The following is a 16,967-nucleotide window of genomic DNA, read 5'->3' as shown; positions in this document are numbered from 1 at the left end:
TGTGTGACTACACTTCGGGTTCGACGTAGACGTGTTTGATTCGGTCGTCGGCCTCGCGGAGTTGGGTCTCGATGTCGGCGATCAGTTCGTCTAACTCCGTTGCCTCGGTGTCGGGGTCGAAGCTCACGTCCGCGGTGACGAGAGCGCTCTGGGGACCGACGAACACCGTCCGGAAGGCGTCGATGTGGGTGACGTGGGGAGAGTTCTCGATGACGGCCCGTAAGTCGGTCTCGACGTCGGCCGAGAGACTTTCGCCGAGGATGAGCCGCTTGTTCTCCCAGGCGAGCGCGAGCGCGAAGCCCATCAGCAGGAGTCCGATGAGCAGTGCGGCGACGGCGTCGTACACCTCGTTGCCGGTCGCCTTCGAGAGGAGGATCCCGGCGAGTGCCAGCCCCGCGCCGAGGAGCGCAATCGTGTCCTCGGTGAGCGCCGTCAGCGTCGTCACGTCGCTCGTCTTCTGGAAGGCCTCGCGCATCCCGGTCCAGTTGTACTGGTCGATCTGCCGCTGCATCTCCGTGTTCGCCTTCACGAAGGCGTAACTCTCGAATCCGATCGCGCCGAGGAGGACGACCACGTTGACGTACCAGGAGGGGAAGGTCGCGCCCGCGATCGACACTGTTCCCGCGGCGCCGTGTCCGCCGTGAACGATGGCGTTGTAGCCGTGCTTGACCGACTCCCAGCCGGCGATGCCGAACAGCAACACGGCCACGAGGAACGAGTAGAAGAACTGCGCTTTGCCGTAGCCGAAGGGGTGATCGCGGCTCGTCTCCTTCTTGCTGTATCGAATCCCGATGAGGAGAAACACCTGATTGCCCGTATCGGAGATCGAGTGGTACGTCTCCGACAGCATCGAGGGACTGCCGGTGAGGAGAAATCCGATGAATTTCAGGACGGCGATGGCTCCGTTCGCGACGAGGGCTGCGAGGACGACGCCTCTACTTCCGGCCATACCATCCCTCTCTGGTGACGGGACTAAAGTGGTTTTCACCCGACGGCGATGCTCACTCGCGCTCGCACTTCCGCAGAACCCCGACGAAACGGGCGCCGCACGGTTCTTGTCCCCCGATCGCTTACAGCGGCCTATGCTCACCGTCGTCTCCGACACCCACAGCACTGACTCCCACCGGCTCTCCGGGCGGACGCTCCAGGCTGTCCGCGACGCCGACGTCGTCGCTCACGCGGGCGACTTTATGCGCGAATCCGTCCTGGACGACTTCGAGCGCGAGTCGGCCCGACTCCTCGGCGTTACCGGCAACAACGACGACGCCGGGATCCGCGACCGCCTTCCGGAGGCCCGAAACTTCACCTTCGGCGGCTTCACGTTCGCGATGACGCATCGCCAGCGCGGTGGGTCGACGGCGCTCTCGCTGTTCGGTCGGCAGCGCGGCGCGGACGTCGTTCTCTTCGGCCACAGCCACCGTCCGACCTACGAACGGACGCCCGATCTCGTCCTCGTCAACCCTGGCAGCCACGCACAACCGCGCGGCTACCGGGCAGCGCACGCCGAGTTCGAGCGGCGCGACGACGGCGGCCTCGACGGCCGACTCGTCACTGTCGACGGCGAGGTGTTCGAGTCGTTTCTCGTCGACGGCGATCGGTCACGCGAGGCGTGATACTGTCGGATAGACCGATGTGAAGAGTCTCGGCTTCCGGTGCTGCACTGCTTTACGGCTTTCTGCCCGGCACTACGAGTCGTCGAAAAACGGGAAGGATTTCGGGTCGTCGCCGCTCGGCAGCGTCGGGCGACCGGTGCAGTCTCGGGTGAGGGGCAAGGGGAGGGATGACTGCGGCGACCGACGCGACGGTCCGTTCGGGGCTCGTCGGGGGGAGACGAATACCGATGGGGTGCCGAAACGGCGACGACCCTGCAGGCGGAATTCGGGCGCGTAGAATAATATAGACGACGTAGACTCAAATTGCTGTTTCAGCATTTACACGACGGCGCTCGCCGTCCGGCCACGGTCACCGCGCGTGATTTCACCACGGACGAGGTGGTCGCAGGCGATCGAAGCCCCCACGTGCTCACTGCCGCCAGACTAGCGCGACGAACGACAGCGCGACGACGCCGCCGAGAAAGAAGAGCGCGCCAGGTGGCAGTCCCCCGACCGCCGACGCGACGACGTCGAGCGGGTCGCCCCCGCCGCCCGCGGCCGTCTGTGTCGTCTCGACGGCCGTCCGGGCCGCGTCCGAGACCGTCTGTGTCGCCTCCGCGACGGTCTCCGTCGGGACGCTCCCGGGCGTCTCCGTCGGCGTTGGCGCCGGCGCCTCTGTAGCGGCCGGCGTCGCTGTGCCGGTCGCGTCGGGGGTCGGCGTCCCCGTCGCCGCTGGCGTCGGCGTCTCTGTCGCTTCCGCGATCTGGAACCCGCCTCCGTCGCCGCCGCTCGTCGTCTGCGTCGCGGTCTGGGCTTCGGTTGGTGTCGCCGTCTCCGGCGCGGGTGTGGCCGTCGCGTCTGCGGCCGACGCGTCCGACTCTTCCGTCCCGCTGAGATTCGTCGCACCTCCCGAATCGCCCCCGCTCCCGCCGCCGGCACCGCCCGATCCGACCGAGAGCGACGGGCCGGCTCCGCTTCTGACGAGGCGGTCCACGACGACGCTGCCGAGCGCTACGACGCCGAGTCCCCCGAGCAACTGCGTCAGCGCCGATTGGAGGCCGCTCGTGTCCTCCTCGTTGCCCGCGACGACGACCAGAGCGCGGTCCGAGGGCGCGTAGACGGTCATCTCCCGCCCTTTCTCGGAGTACGCTGTACCGGCCGATTCGATGAGCCCCGCGTTTTCGAGTCGGTCCAGGTGGTACTGCGCGTTCTGGATGGAGGTATCGACTCTGCCGGCGACGTCAGAGGGCGCCCCCGGTTCGTCGTGTAACTCGTCGAGGACCCGCCGCGCCGTCTCCGAGGAGATCGCAGCGAGGAGATCGTCCACCTCGTCACTGTCGAGGCCGACGACGCGTGGCTCCTTCTCGTCGTCGTCGGGCAGATCTGGCCGGGTAGGGAGGATGTCGGCCATTTCTCGGGAACGTTTCGTCGCGTCTGTGATGAGTCTTCCTCTCTTTACGGCAGCCCTCGATCGCTTCTCTCTCGTGTTCGCCGCTCCCGCTCTGGGAGACGGCGAAACGTCTTTACTGACGCCGCGGAAAGCCCCGCGTATGCTCACTCGTCAGCCGGGAACCGTCGGCCGGTCTCAAGCCGTGGGTCCGGGTGGCGATCCCGCACAGGTCGACGTCGTCGTCGACTTCGTCGCGTCGAATCCCGCGTTGGTGATTCTCCTCGTGTTTCTTCTCGGGTTCGTCTTCTTCGCGTACCTGTTCATCAGGCGGACGATGACAGGGCTCCGCGACGGATACGACGAGGGCTACCGGGGGAAGTAATCGGCGATGGTCGCGGGCTCTACCCTTGCCACGCTCGTCGTCGCCGCCCTCGCCAGCCTGTTTATGTCGTGGTCCATCGGCGCGGGCTCGTCGGGGTCGACGCCGTTCGCTCCGGCCGTCGGTGCGAACGCCATCTCCGTGATGCGCGCCGGCTTCATCGTCGGCGTCCTCGGGCTCTCGGGCGCGATTCTCCAGGGCGCGAACGTCACCGAAGCCGTCGGGACCGAACTCGTCGTCGGCTCCGTCCTCACGGCGACGGCGTCGACGGTCGCACTGCTCGTCGCGGCCGCGCTCGTCGCCATCGGTGTGTTCGCCGGCTACCCGATCGCCACTGCGTTCACCGTCACCGGAGCAGTCGTCGGCGTCGGGCTCGCGAACGGCGGTGGCCCCGCGATCGCGAAGTACCAGCAGATCGTCTCGCTGTGGGTGCTCACGCCCTTCGTGGGCGGGGGGATCGCCTACGGCACAGCCCGACTCCTCCGCAACGAGTCGATCCCCGAACGCACCGCCGTCCCCGTGCTCGGCGGGGTCGTCGGCCTCCTCATCGCGAACATCCGATTCGCCGCGCTCGGCGGGGACGGCGGCCGCTCGCTGGCCGAAGTTGGTGCGGCGGCGACCCCGCCGATCGTCCTCCCGGTCCTCGACATAGACCTCGGCGTCGCCCTCGTGTCGGGGCTGTTCGTCGCCGTCGCGGCCGCGCTCGTCCGCCGCGAGATGAACGCCGATCAGGCCCGCGGCCAGCGCCGCTTTCTCCTCGTCCTGGGCGGTCTCGTCGCGTTCTCCGCCGGCGGGAGCCAGGTCGGCCTCGCGATCGGCCCGCTCGTGCCGCTTCTCGACGCGGTCGCGGTTCCCCTCCCGGCACTTCTGGTCGGCGGCGGACTCGGTCTCCTCGTGGGCTCGTGGACCGGCGCGCCGCGGATGATCAAAGCACTCTCGCAGGACTACTCCTCGCTCGGCCCGCGCCGTTCGATCGCCGCGATGATCCCGTCGTTCGCCATCGCACAAGCGGCCGTCGCGCTCGGCATTCCGGTCTCGTTCAACGAGATCATCGTCAGCGCGATCATCGGGAGCGGGTACGCCGCCGGCGGTGCGGGCGTCAGCCGCGAGAAGATGGCCAAGACGGCGCTCGCGTGGATCGGTTCGCTCGTGCTCGCGTTTGGCGTCGCCTACGCGACGTTCGCCGGCCTCGACGCGCTGTTGTAAATCAAAAAATCAGTTCGTTCCGACTCTGCCGAGACGGGTCGAATCAGTGTTTTACCGCTTTTTCGTGACGAACCACCAGTCGTAGTAGTCGAGTTCGTCGTCGTCTTCGGCTTCGGCTGTCCGCTTTTCGGCGTCGGCGTCGGTGCCGGGCGGCGACAGGAGGACGCGGTCGCCGAATTTCTCGTTCTCGGGCCAGTCAGCGGGCGCGGCGACGCCTTCCTCGTCGCTCATCTGGAGCGCGCGCAGCGAGCGGAGGATCTCGTCGATGTTGCGGCCGATCTCCATCGGGTACGTGAGGACGATTCGGACGGTACCCTCGGGATCGATGAGGAAGACGCTACGAACCGTGGAGGTGCCTGCGCCCGGGTGGATCATCCCGAGGCGCTTTCCGACCGAGCCCTGGTCGTCAGCGATGATCGGGAACTGAATGTCGACGTCGAGGTTCTCCTCGATCCACTCGGTCCACTTGATGTGCGAGTGTACGCGGTCGACCGACAGCCCGAGCAGTTCGGCGTTCAGCTCTTCGAACTCCTCGCGGCGCTGCTCGAAGGCGACGAACTCCGAGGTACAGACGGGGGTGAAGTCGCCGGGGTGGCTGAACAGGACGAGCCACTTGCCCTCGTAGTCGTCGGGAATGGTCAGTTCGCCGTGGCTCGTCTCCACGGTGAGCTGGGGGAACTGATCGCCGATTCCGGGGGCGCCGGCCGATTCGTCGGGGTCTGCTGTGGGTTCTGCCATTGCAATTCTCTATTCGGGGGCTGCACACTAAGTACATTCCCTCTGAACAGTTTTCTCTCTATCTCAGTTCTCCCACGCCAAAGAAGAACAAAATTTTGTAGTGAAAAAACTCTAAACCAGATTAGAGAAATAATATTTACTAAGAAGAAAAAATACAGAGGCCAAAAAGCGAACTGACTCGTTCGTTCAGTCTCTTGGACGCCCCGTTCGATCCGGAGCCGGGGGCGACGACGCAGAGCGGTCGGTGCCGGGGCGCTCCGGCCGAGAGCGATTATTCGCTTTGCGCCGGCGACTCCGAGGGTTCTTCCTCCGAGGTATCGTCGCCCTCCTCTTCGATTTCGGGTTCTTCGGGCGTCGTGATCCGCGCTTTCATAATGCGAGTGTTGTCGACCTGTTCGATCCGGATGGTGATCCCGTCGTAGGTGATCTCTTCGCCCTCCTCGACGAGTCGCCCGGCGCGGTTGAAGATGAATCCCGCGAGCGTCTCGAACTCCTCGCCTTCGGGGAGTTCGAGGCCAAGCGCTTCGTTGACTTCGTCGATGTTCACCTCGCCGCGGACGAGCGTCTCCCGGTCGTCGAGGAACTCGAAGGCCTCTTCCTCGTCGTCTTCGAGGATGTCGCCGACGATCTCCTCGACCATATCTTCGAGCGTCACGAGCCCTTCCGTGGTCCCGAACTCGTCGATGACGATGACCATCCGCAGGCGGTTGTCCTGGATCTCCGTCAGCAACTCGTCGACGTTCTTCGACTCGGGGACGTGCAGCGTGGGCTGGACGATGTCGATCAGCGACGCGGTCCCCTCGCCGTAGTGCTTCTCGCGCACGAGGTCCCGGATCGTGACGATACCGATGATGTTGTCGAGGTTGCCGTCGTAGACGGGGACGCGCTCGTGGTCGGACTGGACGCACGTCTCGATTGCCTCGTCGATCGTCGCGTCCTTCGCGACGGCGGTCATATCGAGCCGCGGCGTCATCACCTCTTTGGCGATGGTCTGATTGAACCGGAAGATCCGATCGAGCATCTCCCGCTCTTCCTCCTCGATAACGCCTTCCCGCTCGCCCGTCTCGATGAGGTCCTGAATCTCGTCGCGAGTGATGTAGGACGTCTCGATAGCCGAGCGGCCGCCGGTCACCTTGTTGATGACGCGGGTCAGGTAATCGAAGATGACGACCAGCGGCAGGAGGACGTACTCGGAGTACTTCAGGGGGCGCGCGATACGGAGCGCCCACGATTCTGTGTTCTCGACAGCGTAGGACTTCGGCGCGCTCTCACCGAAGAGCAACACGAGCGTCGTGATCCCGAACGTCGAGGCGAGCACCGCCGCACCCGGGTCGAAGTAGATGCTCACGATCGCCGTCGCGATCGAGGACATCGCGATGTTGACGATGTTGTTCCCGACGAGGATCGTGATCAGCAGTCGGTGGGGGTTCGCCTTGAGGTCGCTGACGATCTCGGCTCTCGGGACGCCGTCTTCGACGAGCGAGTCGATCCGGTGTTTCGCCAGCGAGAACATCGCAATCTCCGAGGAGGAGAAGAACGCCGAGAAGGCAATGAGAACGAAGATTGCGGCCGCGCCCGCGATGGTGACCGTCGTGTCGTTGATCGGGAGGGCCTGGAGGATCGGCCCCAGGACGGCTGTCGGTTCGACGACTCCACCGTCGAGTGATTCGACGGTCGGCGCGATCGCTGCCCAGTCATCGGTGCCGCGCGGCCGTTCGACGGCGAGAGATGCGAGTGGTGGAGACAAACCCATATAACTACGTCACCTTGTCTGGCCCCGGAATTAAGAGTTACCCTCGGATCCGTCGATTCCGTCGGCGCACAGCGGTTCGACTCGCCTGTCGCTGGTACGTCGAACGCTATCTTCCGGGTGCGAAGGGCTTAGGCGTTCATCGTTCGTACGCCGGCTATGAGCGATTCGGACCCACACATAACGCTGTATCGGCTCCAGGCGTGCCCGTTCTGCGAGCGCGTCGTCAGAGTCCTCGACGAACTCGATCTGCCGTATCGCTCGCGGTTCGTCGAACCGATGCACGCCGACCGAAACGTCGTCAAGCGCGTCTCGGGCAAGCGGAGCGTCCCGGCGATCGTCGACGAGAACACCGGCGTGAAGATGTCCGAATCGGCCAACATCGTGGAGTATCTGATGAAGACCTACGGTGACGGAGGTGTCGCCTGATGGTCGACTTCGAGGTCGTCTCGCTCCCCGAGACGGACCACCCGACGGTCGGTGAGATCGCCCCGGACTTCACGCGCCCCCTCGTGAACGAAGAGTACTGGGAGGACGCGTCGCTGTCGTCGATCGTCGCCGACGGGCCGACGCTCCTGGTATTCCACCCGATGGATGGTGCGTTCCCGACGACGTACATCTGGAAAGAGATCGACGAGCGCGGATTCGCCGCCGACGTGCAGGTCGTCGGCGTCTCGATCTCCTCGCCGTACGAGCACAAGGAACTCCTGAAAGAGCGCGCCGCGGACGCGCGACTCTTCTCGGATCCCACAGCCGAGGTCGCCGCCGCCTACGACGTCGAACACGACCTCGACGGGATGGCCGGCGTCACGGAGCACCGACCGGCGGTCTTCCTGCTCGACGAAGAACGGACGATCCAGTACGCGTGGGTCGCCGGGGAATGGCCCGAGTTCCCCGCGTACGACGAGATCGCGGCGGCGATCGACGACCACGTCTGAGCTGTTTTCGGTCTCGCGGAATGCCTCCTCCGGCCCGCCGCATCCGCCACGCTCTTGCTGGCTCGCCACGACGGGTTCACTAGATGACGGGGTTCGACGAGACGTTCACGGACCAACTCGACACCGCTCTCGACGAGGCGGCCGACGCCATCGAGAACGGCGAGACGGTCGTCTACCCGACCGAGACGGTCTACGGGCTCGGGGCGGACGCGACCGACCCCGACGCGGTCGAACGCGTCTTCGAGACGAAAGGCCGCGACCGGACGAAGCCACTCTCGATGGGGGCGCCGACGATCTCGGTCGCACAACGATACACCCAGCCCAGCGAGCGCGCGCTCGAATTTATGCGGGCGTTCCTCCCTGGGCCGGTCACCGTCGTCGTCGAGCACGACCCGTCGCTCCCGGACCTGCTCACAGCCGGCCGCGACCGGGTCGGAGTCCGGATCCCGGACCACGAGGTCGCGCTCGCGCTGTTCGAGCGGGTCGCTCCCACGCCCGTGACGGCGACGAGCGCGAACGTCAGCGGCGCTCCGAGCGTGACGGAAATCTCGGAGCTGGACCCGGACCTCCGGGCGTCGGTCGGAGCGATCGTCGACGCCGGTCCCACGCCCGGTACCGAGAGCACGGTCGTCGATCCCCAACGAAACGTGATCTACCGACGCGGCGCGATGGCCGACGCTATCGTGGCCTGGCTCACCGACGAGGCCGGGTCCGAACCGGTCTTCGAGGATGGCTAACGCGACGCCGACCGACCCAGTCCGGCTCAGCCGAGTCCGAGCATCGTCTTCAGCGACCGCGTCTTCGTCCCACACGACGTCCGGTAGTCGCAGGCCTCGCACTTCGCTTCGTCGCGGATGCGACTCGGTACTCCCTGCATCGACCGGACCGTCCACAGCGTCCGCCGGTAGGCGCTCTTGTTCCGCGTCGTCAGCCGGACCGTTCGGACGACGCCGTGCGACGGATACTCGACGAGCGCACGCGGAATCTCCCGCCCGCGCTCCCACGCCAGCGCTTTCGCGACGGCGACGGCGCGGACGCGCTGGGGCTCCCAGACGCCCCGCGGCGGCGGATCGCCCGGTGACACGACCGTCGGCGTCGGTGGCGGGGCGTCCTCGTCGTCTCCTGCGGATTCGAGAACCTTGTGTGCGACGCCGTGGCAGTCACGGCCGTAGAGAACGACGTTTCGGAGCGCGGGGTCGACGAGCCGACCGTAGTCGTCTCGCTCGGCGAGCGCCGCCAGATTCGATCGGTAGGTCGCCGGGGACACCGCAAGTGGCCGCTCCTGAAGCCGTCTGTCCGCCGCTGTCCGGAGGGCATCGTACTCGGACGCGAGTTCGCGCACGGCGTCGACCTCCGGCGGCGGCGCGTGGTCGTCGTCGCGGCGGGCGTAGTAGAGCTGTCGCGGGCAGTAGGCCGCGCGGGCGAGGTGCGAAATCGGGATCGTCTCGGGCGAGGAAGACACGTGGGCGGTTGGTCGCCTCTCCGTATTTGAACGCTCGGCCGATCCCCGTCTCTGAGCGGGACTGACCTGTTTCGCGAGACGGTGGCGACTACTCGTCCCGCTGGTGATCGACGATCTCGACCTCGAACACGAGTGTCTTCCCCGCGAGTTCGTGGTTGAAGTCGACTTCCACCGCGTCCTCGTGGACGGTGACGACGTCCCCGTGCAGTCCGTTCTGCGCGTGGACGTGGAGGCCGACCGCAGGCGACTCGCCGACCATCCTCTCGAACGTTTCGGGGTCGTACTCGCGGACGCGGTCGGATCGGACTTCGCCGTACGCCGCATCCGGTGGCACGTGGACCGTTTCTTGGTCGCCGACGCGCATTCCGCGGACGGCCTCGTCGAGCCCCTCGATCACGTCGCCCTCGCCGACGGTGAACGCGAGCGGCTCGTAGTCGCTCGGCTCGCGATCTTCCGCGTCTGCGAGGCCGTGCTCGACCGCGACGGCGTACTTCGAGGTCCCGAAGACGGTCCCGTCCTCCAACCGGCCGATGTACTCCACAGCGACCCGATCGCCCGCCTCGATCTTCATACACGGGTATGACGAACCGATCGGCAATACGCTGTCGGCTTCCCCCGGTACCGACAGAACGCTTATGAGCGCCCGCGAACGATCCGCGGGTATGGTCGAGGACACCGAAAGCGCCGATTCCGACGGCAGCCCCGCCGCCCCTTCCAGGCTCGGCCGGCTACTGTTCGGGTTCGGCCTCGCGCTCCAGGCGTCAGAGGACTTCCGCGATATGGAAGACACGATCGAATACGCCGAATCCGCGGGCGTTCCGTTCCCCCGACTCGCCGCGCCGTTCGCCTCGGGGATGATGGTCGTCGCCGGTCTCGGCGTCGCGTTCTGGCGGCTCCCCAAGATCGCGACCGGCGCGGTCGTCACCTTCCTCGCGGTCGTGACCACGACGATGCACGACTTCTGGAACGCCGACGAAGACTCCCGAAGCGGCGAACGGCTCGCCTTCTTCGGCAACCTGGCGATGTTCGGCGCGGCGCTTGTGTTCCTGCGCGAGGCGTACAAATAACGACACTGCGAAGTCGCTGTGTCGCCCGCTTTTGCGACGAATCCACGACTCACTCAAACTGTGACCTCTACCGACACGACTGACCTCAGCCGTCGGACGCTCCTCGCCGCCCTCGGCGGCGTCGGCACGAGTGCGCTCGCCGGGTGTTCGTTCACCGACCGCGAGCCCGACGGCGAAGCGACCACGACTGATCCCGACGCCGCTCGACGACTCGCAGAGCGGTTCGCACCGACGCTGTACTTCGACCGCGCGGAACCGTGGCTGCCGACGGACCCACGCCCGTACGCGAGCGAGCAGGACGGCGAGTCGATCGTCGACGGCTTCGACGCGCTCGACGGCTATCACGAGCAGTATGCGGCGTCCGGCGAGCCACCGAACCCGACGGTGTTCTCCAACGCCGTCGAGTACGACGACTCCCCGCTGGCCGTCGTCCAGTTCTGGATGTACTCGGCGTTCGATCAGTTCTCGACGAACTTCCACTGGCACGATTGGGAGGTCCTGCACGTCTTCGTCGACACCGACACCGGCCGACCGCAACTGTACGTCGCGAGTTCGCACTCCCGCAAAGTTCCGAACAACGAGTTTCTGGACCCCGAACCCGAGATGGTGCCGCGGCTCCTCTCGGAACTCGGCTCACACTCCAGTGCGCTGTCCGTCAACGACGAACCCGACGGGTTCCAGCGCTTGCCGGGGGCGGACCTCCTCGCCGACATCACCAACTCCGCGATCACGAGCATCGAGGCGCTCTCGGAGTTGCCTCTGGCGTACGGGCTGCCGCGCGACGAAGGAGCGCGACTTCCCTACGTCGTCCCCGAGTACGAGGGCGCGCCCGTGTACGAGCACGAGCGGCTACCGAACGTCGACAGGGACGCGCTCGTGCCGGACGAACTGACGGTTCGGTCCTTCGATGCCCTCGCGTCACCGCCGACGGACCTCCCCGAGCGGTCGACCGGCGTCGTCTTCCGCTACAGCGGACGCGAGGGCGCACCGGGGAACGCCTCGACGGCCACGAGTTCCGAAGGCGCGAACCCGGATCTGGAGTCAGCGACCGACGACACGTACGATCTCGTCCCGACGAGCGAGATCGAACACCTCACCGATTTCACCGGTCCGCAACTGAGCTTCGAGTTCGCGGTCCCACAGGCCGCCGAGGACGCCATCGCGGGCCACATCTCGACGACCGGCGCGCCGTGGGGACAACCGCGCTATGAGAACCCTGCGGCGGACATCACCGACTCCAACCATCGGGCGGCGCTGGCAGAGCGCTACGACGCCATCGGGGCTGCAGCGCCGATCAACACCGTCGTCGCCCGCGTCACAGAAGCCGTCACGACGGACGACGCCCCCGACCAGGAGGGGCTGACGACCGCGGACGCGACCGTCGAAGCCGTCGCGCTCCTGGAAAGCGATCCGGTGGCCGTACCGACGTTCGAGGGCGTCGCGGTCGTCCGCGACGTCCCGGCGGGCGACCACCGCTTCACCGTCAACGCCCCGGGTCAGGCGCCGCACAGCGAGCGACTGTCTGTCGGCGACAGCGAGTCAGACGCGACAGCGACGAGTGGCGGATCGGAAACCGCGTCGGACGTGACGACGACGGACACGAGCACATCAGAGGAGTCGCCGACGACGGTTGACGAGCAGACTGCTCCTGCCTCGCCGAAGACAGCCGAGTCGACGACAGCCGAGTCGACGACAGCCGAGTCGACCACCCCTGGTGAGACTGCATTGTCGACCACCACCGGCGCGCCCACGTCGTCGGCAGACCAACGCGTCGCGACCGCCGGCATCGACGGAGAAATCCCACTCGTCGCCCGCGAGGACGCCCGAAAGCTCGAAGTCGACGCCTCGGGAACCGACGCCGACCTGACGGATCTGGCGGTCGAAGACGACTTCGCCGGCCGACTCTACGACGCCCCGCTGGACGGTTCCGACGCGGTCTACGTCCACCGCGGCGGTGCGTACACGACCGAAGTCCGGGACGCCGACGGCGCCCTCGGGGCCTTCAGAGTGAACCCAGATCCCGACGCGTCCGGTGCCCTTCGGATCGACCGGCCGGAGACAGGGAAAGCGTCGCTCGCCGCGTTCCTCGCGTCGATCGCCGCCGAGACGCGCGACGAACTCGGGGCGCTGCTCGACGGCGAACTGAGCACCTCGCTCGACGGTGGAGGCGTCCAGAACGCGCTCGGCGGACTTCTCCGTGCGTTCGATGCGATCGTCGAGGCGGCCTCGCGTGCAGCGGAGCGCGCTCGTGCCGGCGAGCGCGGCAACGCGGATCAGCAACTGCAGGCGGTCGAAACCGGCCTGGAGCGCGTTCTCGATCGGATCGAAGCCGCGGGCGACACCGTTCCGGAACCGCTCACGAACGCCGCGCGAAACCGAATCGCGCAGGCGAACCGGCGGGTCACGCAGGCGCAGCAGTCCGAGAAGCTCTCGTAGCAGTTGCATATACTACATATAGCTGCCGCACCGCTTCGAGCTCTTAGGCTCATACTGCCGGACAGATGTTCGTGAATGATGTTGGCACCCACGGGGTCCGATAATTTTCACATCGTTCTGTCCGACAGTATCAGTTGATTGGCGGCTGCTGCTCGCGGGAGGCGTCTGCCTTCCGATCGGTGATGTCGACTAGTGCACCGGGGAATCGGCGTGCCTTCCCGTCGCCGTCACACTTGACGCGGCCACTCGCGAGCACCCACCGACGTTCCCCGTCCGGGTCGTGAACGCGGAACTCCTCCTGGAACTCGCCGCAAGCATCCAGGGCTGTCTCGGCCGCACGCTCGATCCGCTCTTGGTCAGCGTCGGCGACCGCGGAGACGTAGGCTTCGAGTGGAAGGCCGTCGTCTGCGGCATCCGGCGGGACGCCGAACAGCCGCGCGAATCGAGCGTCGACGACGAGTTCGTCGGCATCGACGTCCCACTCCCAGGTGCCGACGGCTCCGGTGTCGATTGCGGCCTCCAGTTGCGTTTTCGCCTTCTTGATCTCCTGTTCGCGGGCCTTGCGCTCGGTGATGTCTTGGACGATGCCGAGCGCTTCGAGTGGCTCGCCGTCGTCGTCGTACTCGACTTCGGCCCGCTGGCGGACCCAGCGCGTCTCTCCGCAGTCCGTCACGATTCGGTGTTCGATGTCGTACGCTGCACCGTCGAGTGCGGCACGCCACTTCTCGTCGACGAAGCCTTGGTCCTGGGGATGGACGTAGGTGAGAAACTCCCGGTGGTCGAGCGGTCGCTTGGCCGATCGGTCGGTGTCGGACTGCTCCCTATCGATTCCGAAGATCCCGTATATCTCCTCTGACCACCAGATCTCGTCGTCGCGGACGTCCTTGTGCCAACTCCCGAGATCCGCCATCTCTTGGGCCTGCCGCAGGTGCGATTCGTGTTCTGCGGCCTTGCGCTGCGCACGCGTGCGCTCGACGTGGCTTCGGATGCGCTTTGCGAGCAACTGGTACTGTTCGGTCCCCCTCCGCTTCTGGAGATAGTCGCTCACGCCGGCGGAGATGGCCTCGCTCGCGACCTCCTCGCTCCCCTTCCCGGTAAAGAGGATGAACGGCAGTCTCGGATGGTCCTCACGGACGCGTTCGAGGAGCTCGATCCCGTTCTGTCGCGGCATATCGTAATCTGAGACGACGCAGTCGAACGTGTCCTCGTCGAGTCGTGCGAGACCCTCGCTCGCGCTCGTCGCCGTGTCGACCTCGAACTGGTCGTCCGCTCGCTCCAGGAACGTCGCTGTCAGCTCTGTGAGCGATGGCTCATCGTCGATGTGGAGAACGCGAATCGGACTCGATGAGACCCCCATCACGCATCTGTATCACGAGCATCATTATAATCCTCTCTGTGGCAGTATCAATTTTGAGACCGCAGATTCGGCCCGGCAGCAGCGATAGCGTCTGACTGCAGACTTGCCGCCTCCGCTACTATGCACCTCTCGCCTCCGACTCTACAGTCCCGATCGTAGTACCTACTCATAGGGATTATCGTAACTGTTCGGAGATTCTCGCCGTACCGTCCGGCGAGAAATCTATGGAGACTTACGATAATCCCTATCAATCTGAGGACTCGTCGTCTGCAGGACGTTCCTCGGTTTCTGTCTCCGTTAGCGGAGCGGGGAGCTGCTCGCCGACGACGTATTTCGTTATCTGATAGACGGCAACAACGAAGAGCACCAGCAGCGCGAGGTCGAGCAAGTACAACTCGATGAACTCGAGCGCAGAGATGTCCGCCAGCGTGATTTCCCCTAATAAAAACAGGGCTTCGAGGGTAGCTACCAGTATCAGTGCCGGGGTGAATATGACCAACAGGGCGATGAGGGCGATACTTAGGCGACGCTGCATCCGAGTCATATTCTTGTATCGTCCGGAATAATTAAAAGACCTCGGACGGAAGCGGAGCCAGTAGCATCGTGACATCCGAAAGAGACCCGAATACGACTTCCGAGAGCGAAACCGTCCGCGAAGCGGTCGAACAGTCCCGGAGCGGCGCCCCGGCCGTCGGGTCGGTCGTTCGAGACCGATTCACTTCCGACGAAATCTTCCAGCGGATCGTCGCAGCGGCGGATGAAGAGATCACGTCCGGGAGCCGTGAACTGTTCTTCAGCGCGCTCGCGGCCGGCTTCGCCATCTCGATCACCTTCCTGTTGTACGCGTCGTTGACGGCCTCGACTGACGGTCACGAGGTTCTGAGCGCGATGCTCTACCCCCTCGGGTTTATCTACATCATCATCGGTGGCTACCAGCTCTACACCGAGAACACGCTCCCGCCGGTGGCGCTGACGCTGGAACGCCTCGCGAGCGTTCCGGCCCTGCTTCGCAACTGGGTCGTGGTTCTCACCGGCAACTTCGCCGGCGGTGCCGTTGGCGCGGCCACGCTGGCGTACGGCGGCGTCCTCTCCCCGGAGGGCGCCACGGCAGCGCTGAACCTCGCTCAGAAAGGGATCGAGACGGAAGCCGGCACGCTGTTCGTCAAGGCGGCGTTCGCCGGCCTGATCGTGGCCGGCGTCGTCTGGGTGGAGTACGCCTCTCGGGACACCATCTCCCGGATCGCGGTGGTCTATCTGGCCTTTCTCGCCATCCCGATGGGGAACCTCTTCCACGTCGTCGTCTCTTTCACCGAGATGCTCTATCTGGTCTTTCAGAACGACCTCGCGCTGTGGCTCGGGCTCACCGATTTCGTTCTCCCGGTTCTCGTCGGTAACACCGTCGGCGGCGTCGTGCTCGTGACGGTCGTCAACTACTTTCAGACGACCGAGTCACGCCTCGAATCGGCCCGGTTCGAGGGGTCCGCCCGACAGCTCTCGACCCGCGAGTGGCTCTTCGGTGGCTTCGTCGGCCGGTCGTACGTTCCCCTCATCGACACGACCAGCGAAGCCGACGAGCCGGTCGACTACCGAATCGTCGTGCCGATCGCGAATCCGCGAACGGAGTCGCCTCTGCTCGAACTCGCCTGTCAGATCGCCAGTACGCACGACAACGCCACCGTTCACACGGTTCACGTCGTTCAGGTCCCCTCCCGTTCGTACGGTCCGGCACAGCGACAGCGGATCGTCGCCGAGTCCGACGCCCTCTTCGAGGACATCCGCGAGCACGTCAACTCCTACGACGTCGGCTACGAGTGCTCGACGGTCGTCTCCCACCGCTCTTTCGAGGAGATCTTCGACATCGCCCGGCGGAAGGACGCCGACCTCACGCTCCTGAACTGGGGCGACGACAGGATCTGGAGCGCCGTTCGAACCGAGCGACCGTTGACCGAACTGACGCATCGACTCCCGTCGGATTTCCTCGTGTTGCGGGACCGGGATCTGGACGAATCGGAGATCCTGCTGCCGGTTACGGACAACGCGCACGCCGACCTGAGCGCGGAGGTCGCGGCCAGCCTTCGAACGGTCGCCGGGTCCTCGGTCACGCTTCTGCACGTCGTCGACAGCCCCGGGGAACGCGAGCGCGGAGAGCAGTTCCTGGCGGACTGGGCGACCGAGCGAGGCCTGGGCGACGCCAAATTCATCGTCGACGACTCCGGCGACGTCGAACGCGCGATCGAACGCGAAGCGCGAGACCACACGCTGCTCGTGGTGGGCGCGACCGAACGTGGTCTGCTGACGCGACTCGTCACGGGCACGCTGCACTTCAAAATCGTCGAGGACGTCGAGTGCTCCGTCTTGCTCGCAGAGCGATCGAGCAGCCGTAGCTTCCTCCAGCGACTGTTCGGGTGAGCCTGTTTGTCACACTCGGCGCTCGCCATCGATCGGGCCGAGTGGCTTCGACCTGAACCGAGTCCTCACACGCTCGGGCTCGACGAATTCGAACCAGTAACTGTCCGGTTCTGGTTTCTCACGAGGATTCCGCGCACAGAGATGGGACCGCCCGGATTCGAACTGAATCGAGACCTCGTAGGCTCGGCCTCGCCGACCTCGAACCGGTCGCTGTCGGTTTCTGGCTCCTCACGTACGTTCGTC

General features: G+C 65.6%; 17 protein-coding genes. 9 read left to right on the top strand and 8 right to left on the bottom strand.

What is annotated here, in order from left to right; genetic code table 11:
* Window positions 1–7: 7 nt before the first annotated feature.
* A complete protein-coding gene (locus RBH22_RS09755; RefSeq protein WP_256545846.1) occupies window positions 8–949 on the bottom strand; it encodes a cation diffusion facilitator family transporter in 942 nt (313 codons plus the stop codon).
* A gap of 133 nt (window positions 950–1,082) precedes the next feature.
* On the opposite strand from RBH22_RS09755, the gene RBH22_RS09750 reads away from it, so the two are divergent.
* The gene (locus RBH22_RS09750) at window positions 1,083–1,613 is read left to right on the top strand and encodes a metallophosphoesterase (protein WP_256288892.1); all 531 of its coding nucleotides are present in this window, start codon (window positions 1,083–1,085) and stop codon (window positions 1,611–1,613) included.
* 409 nt (window positions 1,614–2,022) lie between these two features.
* Here RBH22_RS09750 and RBH22_RS09745 read toward each other — a convergent pair whose 3' ends face one another.
* Window positions 2,023–3,003 (bottom strand): winged helix-turn-helix domain-containing protein, encoded by a 981-nt coding sequence (locus tag RBH22_RS09745; RefSeq protein WP_306677353.1) that lies wholly within the window; start codon window positions 3,001–3,003, stop codon window positions 2,023–2,025.
* 181 nt (window positions 3,004–3,184) lie between these two features.
* Between RBH22_RS09745 and RBH22_RS09740 the strand changes: the two genes are divergently transcribed.
* Together RBH22_RS09740 and RBH22_RS09735 are read left to right on the top strand one after the other, a co-directional pair.
* Window positions 3,185–3,364, top strand: a complete 180-nt coding sequence (locus RBH22_RS09740) for a hypothetical protein (RefSeq protein ID WP_256288917.1) — start codon at window positions 3,185–3,187, stop codon at window positions 3,362–3,364.
* 6 nt (window positions 3,365–3,370) lie between these two features.
* A complete protein-coding gene (locus tag RBH22_RS09735) occupies window positions 3,371–4,567 on the top strand; it encodes an inorganic phosphate transporter (RefSeq protein ID WP_256288894.1) in 1,197 nt (398 codons plus the stop codon).
* Window positions 4,568–4,618: 51 nt separating this feature from the next.
* Here the strand turns inward: RBH22_RS09735 and RBH22_RS09730 are convergent, their stop codons facing one another.
* Complete coding sequence (locus tag RBH22_RS09730) at window positions 4,619–5,305, bottom strand: peroxiredoxin (RefSeq protein WP_256545843.1); 687 nt, start codon at window positions 5,303–5,305, stop codon at window positions 4,619–4,621.
* 271 nt (window positions 5,306–5,576) lie between these two features.
* Window positions 5,577–7,058, bottom strand: a complete 1,482-nt coding sequence (locus RBH22_RS09725; RefSeq protein WP_256545842.1) for a hemolysin family protein — start codon at window positions 7,056–7,058, stop codon at window positions 5,577–5,579.
* Window positions 7,059–7,214: 156 nt separating this feature from the next.
* On the opposite strand from RBH22_RS09725, the gene RBH22_RS09720 reads away from it, so the two are divergent.
* The 3 genes from RBH22_RS09720 (at window position 7,215) to RBH22_RS09710 (ending at window position 8,730) form a co-directional block, all read left to right on the top strand.
* On the top strand, window positions 7,215–7,484 hold the full coding sequence (locus tag RBH22_RS09720; protein ID WP_256545841.1) for a glutathione S-transferase N-terminal domain-containing protein: 270 nt from the start codon (window positions 7,215–7,217) through the stop codon (window positions 7,482–7,484).
* Window positions 7,484–7,993, top strand: coding sequence for a redoxin domain-containing protein (locus RBH22_RS09715; protein ID WP_256289245.1), 510 nt, complete (start codon window positions 7,484–7,486; stop codon window positions 7,991–7,993). Before RBH22_RS09720 ends, RBH22_RS09715 begins: the two co-directional genes overlap by 1 nt.
* An 83-nt stretch (window positions 7,994–8,076) precedes the next feature.
* On the top strand, window positions 8,077–8,730 hold the full coding sequence (locus tag RBH22_RS09710; protein WP_306677352.1) for an L-threonylcarbamoyladenylate synthase: 654 nt from the start codon (window positions 8,077–8,079) through the stop codon (window positions 8,728–8,730).
* Window positions 8,731–8,756: 26 nt separating this feature from the next.
* On the opposite strand, the gene RBH22_RS09705 is transcribed toward RBH22_RS09710, so the two are convergent.
* Window positions 8,757–9,455: a hypothetical protein gene (locus RBH22_RS09705; protein WP_306677351.1), complete on the bottom strand. Its 699-nt coding sequence runs from the start codon at window positions 9,453–9,455 to the stop codon at window positions 8,757–8,759.
* Window positions 9,456–9,543: 88 nt separating this feature from the next.
* Window positions 9,544–10,026, bottom strand: a complete 483-nt coding sequence (locus RBH22_RS09700) for an FKBP-type peptidyl-prolyl cis-trans isomerase (RefSeq protein WP_306677350.1) — start codon at window positions 10,024–10,026, stop codon at window positions 9,544–9,546.
* A 91-nt stretch (window positions 10,027–10,117) separates the two neighbouring features.
* Between RBH22_RS09700 and RBH22_RS09695 the strand changes: the two genes are divergently transcribed.
* Together RBH22_RS09695 and RBH22_RS09690 are read left to right on the top strand one after the other, a co-directional pair.
* Window positions 10,118–10,522: a DoxX family protein gene (locus RBH22_RS09695; RefSeq protein ID WP_256289241.1), complete on the top strand. Its 405-nt coding sequence runs from the start codon at window positions 10,118–10,120 to the stop codon at window positions 10,520–10,522.
* A gap of 60 nt (window positions 10,523–10,582) precedes the next feature.
* Window positions 10,583–12,958 (top strand): hypothetical protein, encoded by a 2,376-nt coding sequence (locus RBH22_RS09690; RefSeq protein ID WP_306677348.1) that lies wholly within the window; start codon window positions 10,583–10,585, stop codon window positions 12,956–12,958.
* Window positions 12,959–13,088: 130 nt separating this feature from the next.
* Here the strand turns inward: RBH22_RS09690 and RBH22_RS09685 are convergent, their stop codons facing one another.
* Window positions 13,089–14,315, bottom strand: coding sequence for a PAS domain-containing protein (locus tag RBH22_RS09685; RefSeq protein ID WP_306677347.1), 1,227 nt, complete (start codon window positions 14,313–14,315; stop codon window positions 13,089–13,091).
* A 247-nt stretch (window positions 14,316–14,562) separates the two neighbouring features.
* The gene (locus tag RBH22_RS09680) at window positions 14,563–14,859 is read right to left on the bottom strand and encodes a hypothetical protein (protein ID WP_256545834.1); all 297 of its coding nucleotides are present in this window, start codon (window positions 14,857–14,859) and stop codon (window positions 14,563–14,565) included.
* Window positions 14,860–14,918: 59 nt separating this feature from the next.
* Here RBH22_RS09680 and RBH22_RS09675 point away from each other — a divergent pair, with 59 nt between their 5' ends.
* On the top strand, window positions 14,919–16,724 hold the full coding sequence (locus RBH22_RS09675; RefSeq protein ID WP_306677346.1) for a formate/nitrite transporter family protein: 1,806 nt from the start codon (window positions 14,919–14,921) through the stop codon (window positions 16,722–16,724).
* Window positions 16,725–16,967 lie beyond the last annotated feature (243 nt).

Source organism: Halobellus sp. H-GB7 (genome assembly GCF_030848585.1).
Lineage (GTDB): Archaea > Halobacteriota > Halobacteria > Halobacteriales > Haloferacaceae > Haloquadratum > Haloquadratum inordinatus.
The sequence above is the reverse complement of the archived record's forward strand: the minus strand, read 5'-3'. Positions and strand labels throughout refer to the sequence as shown.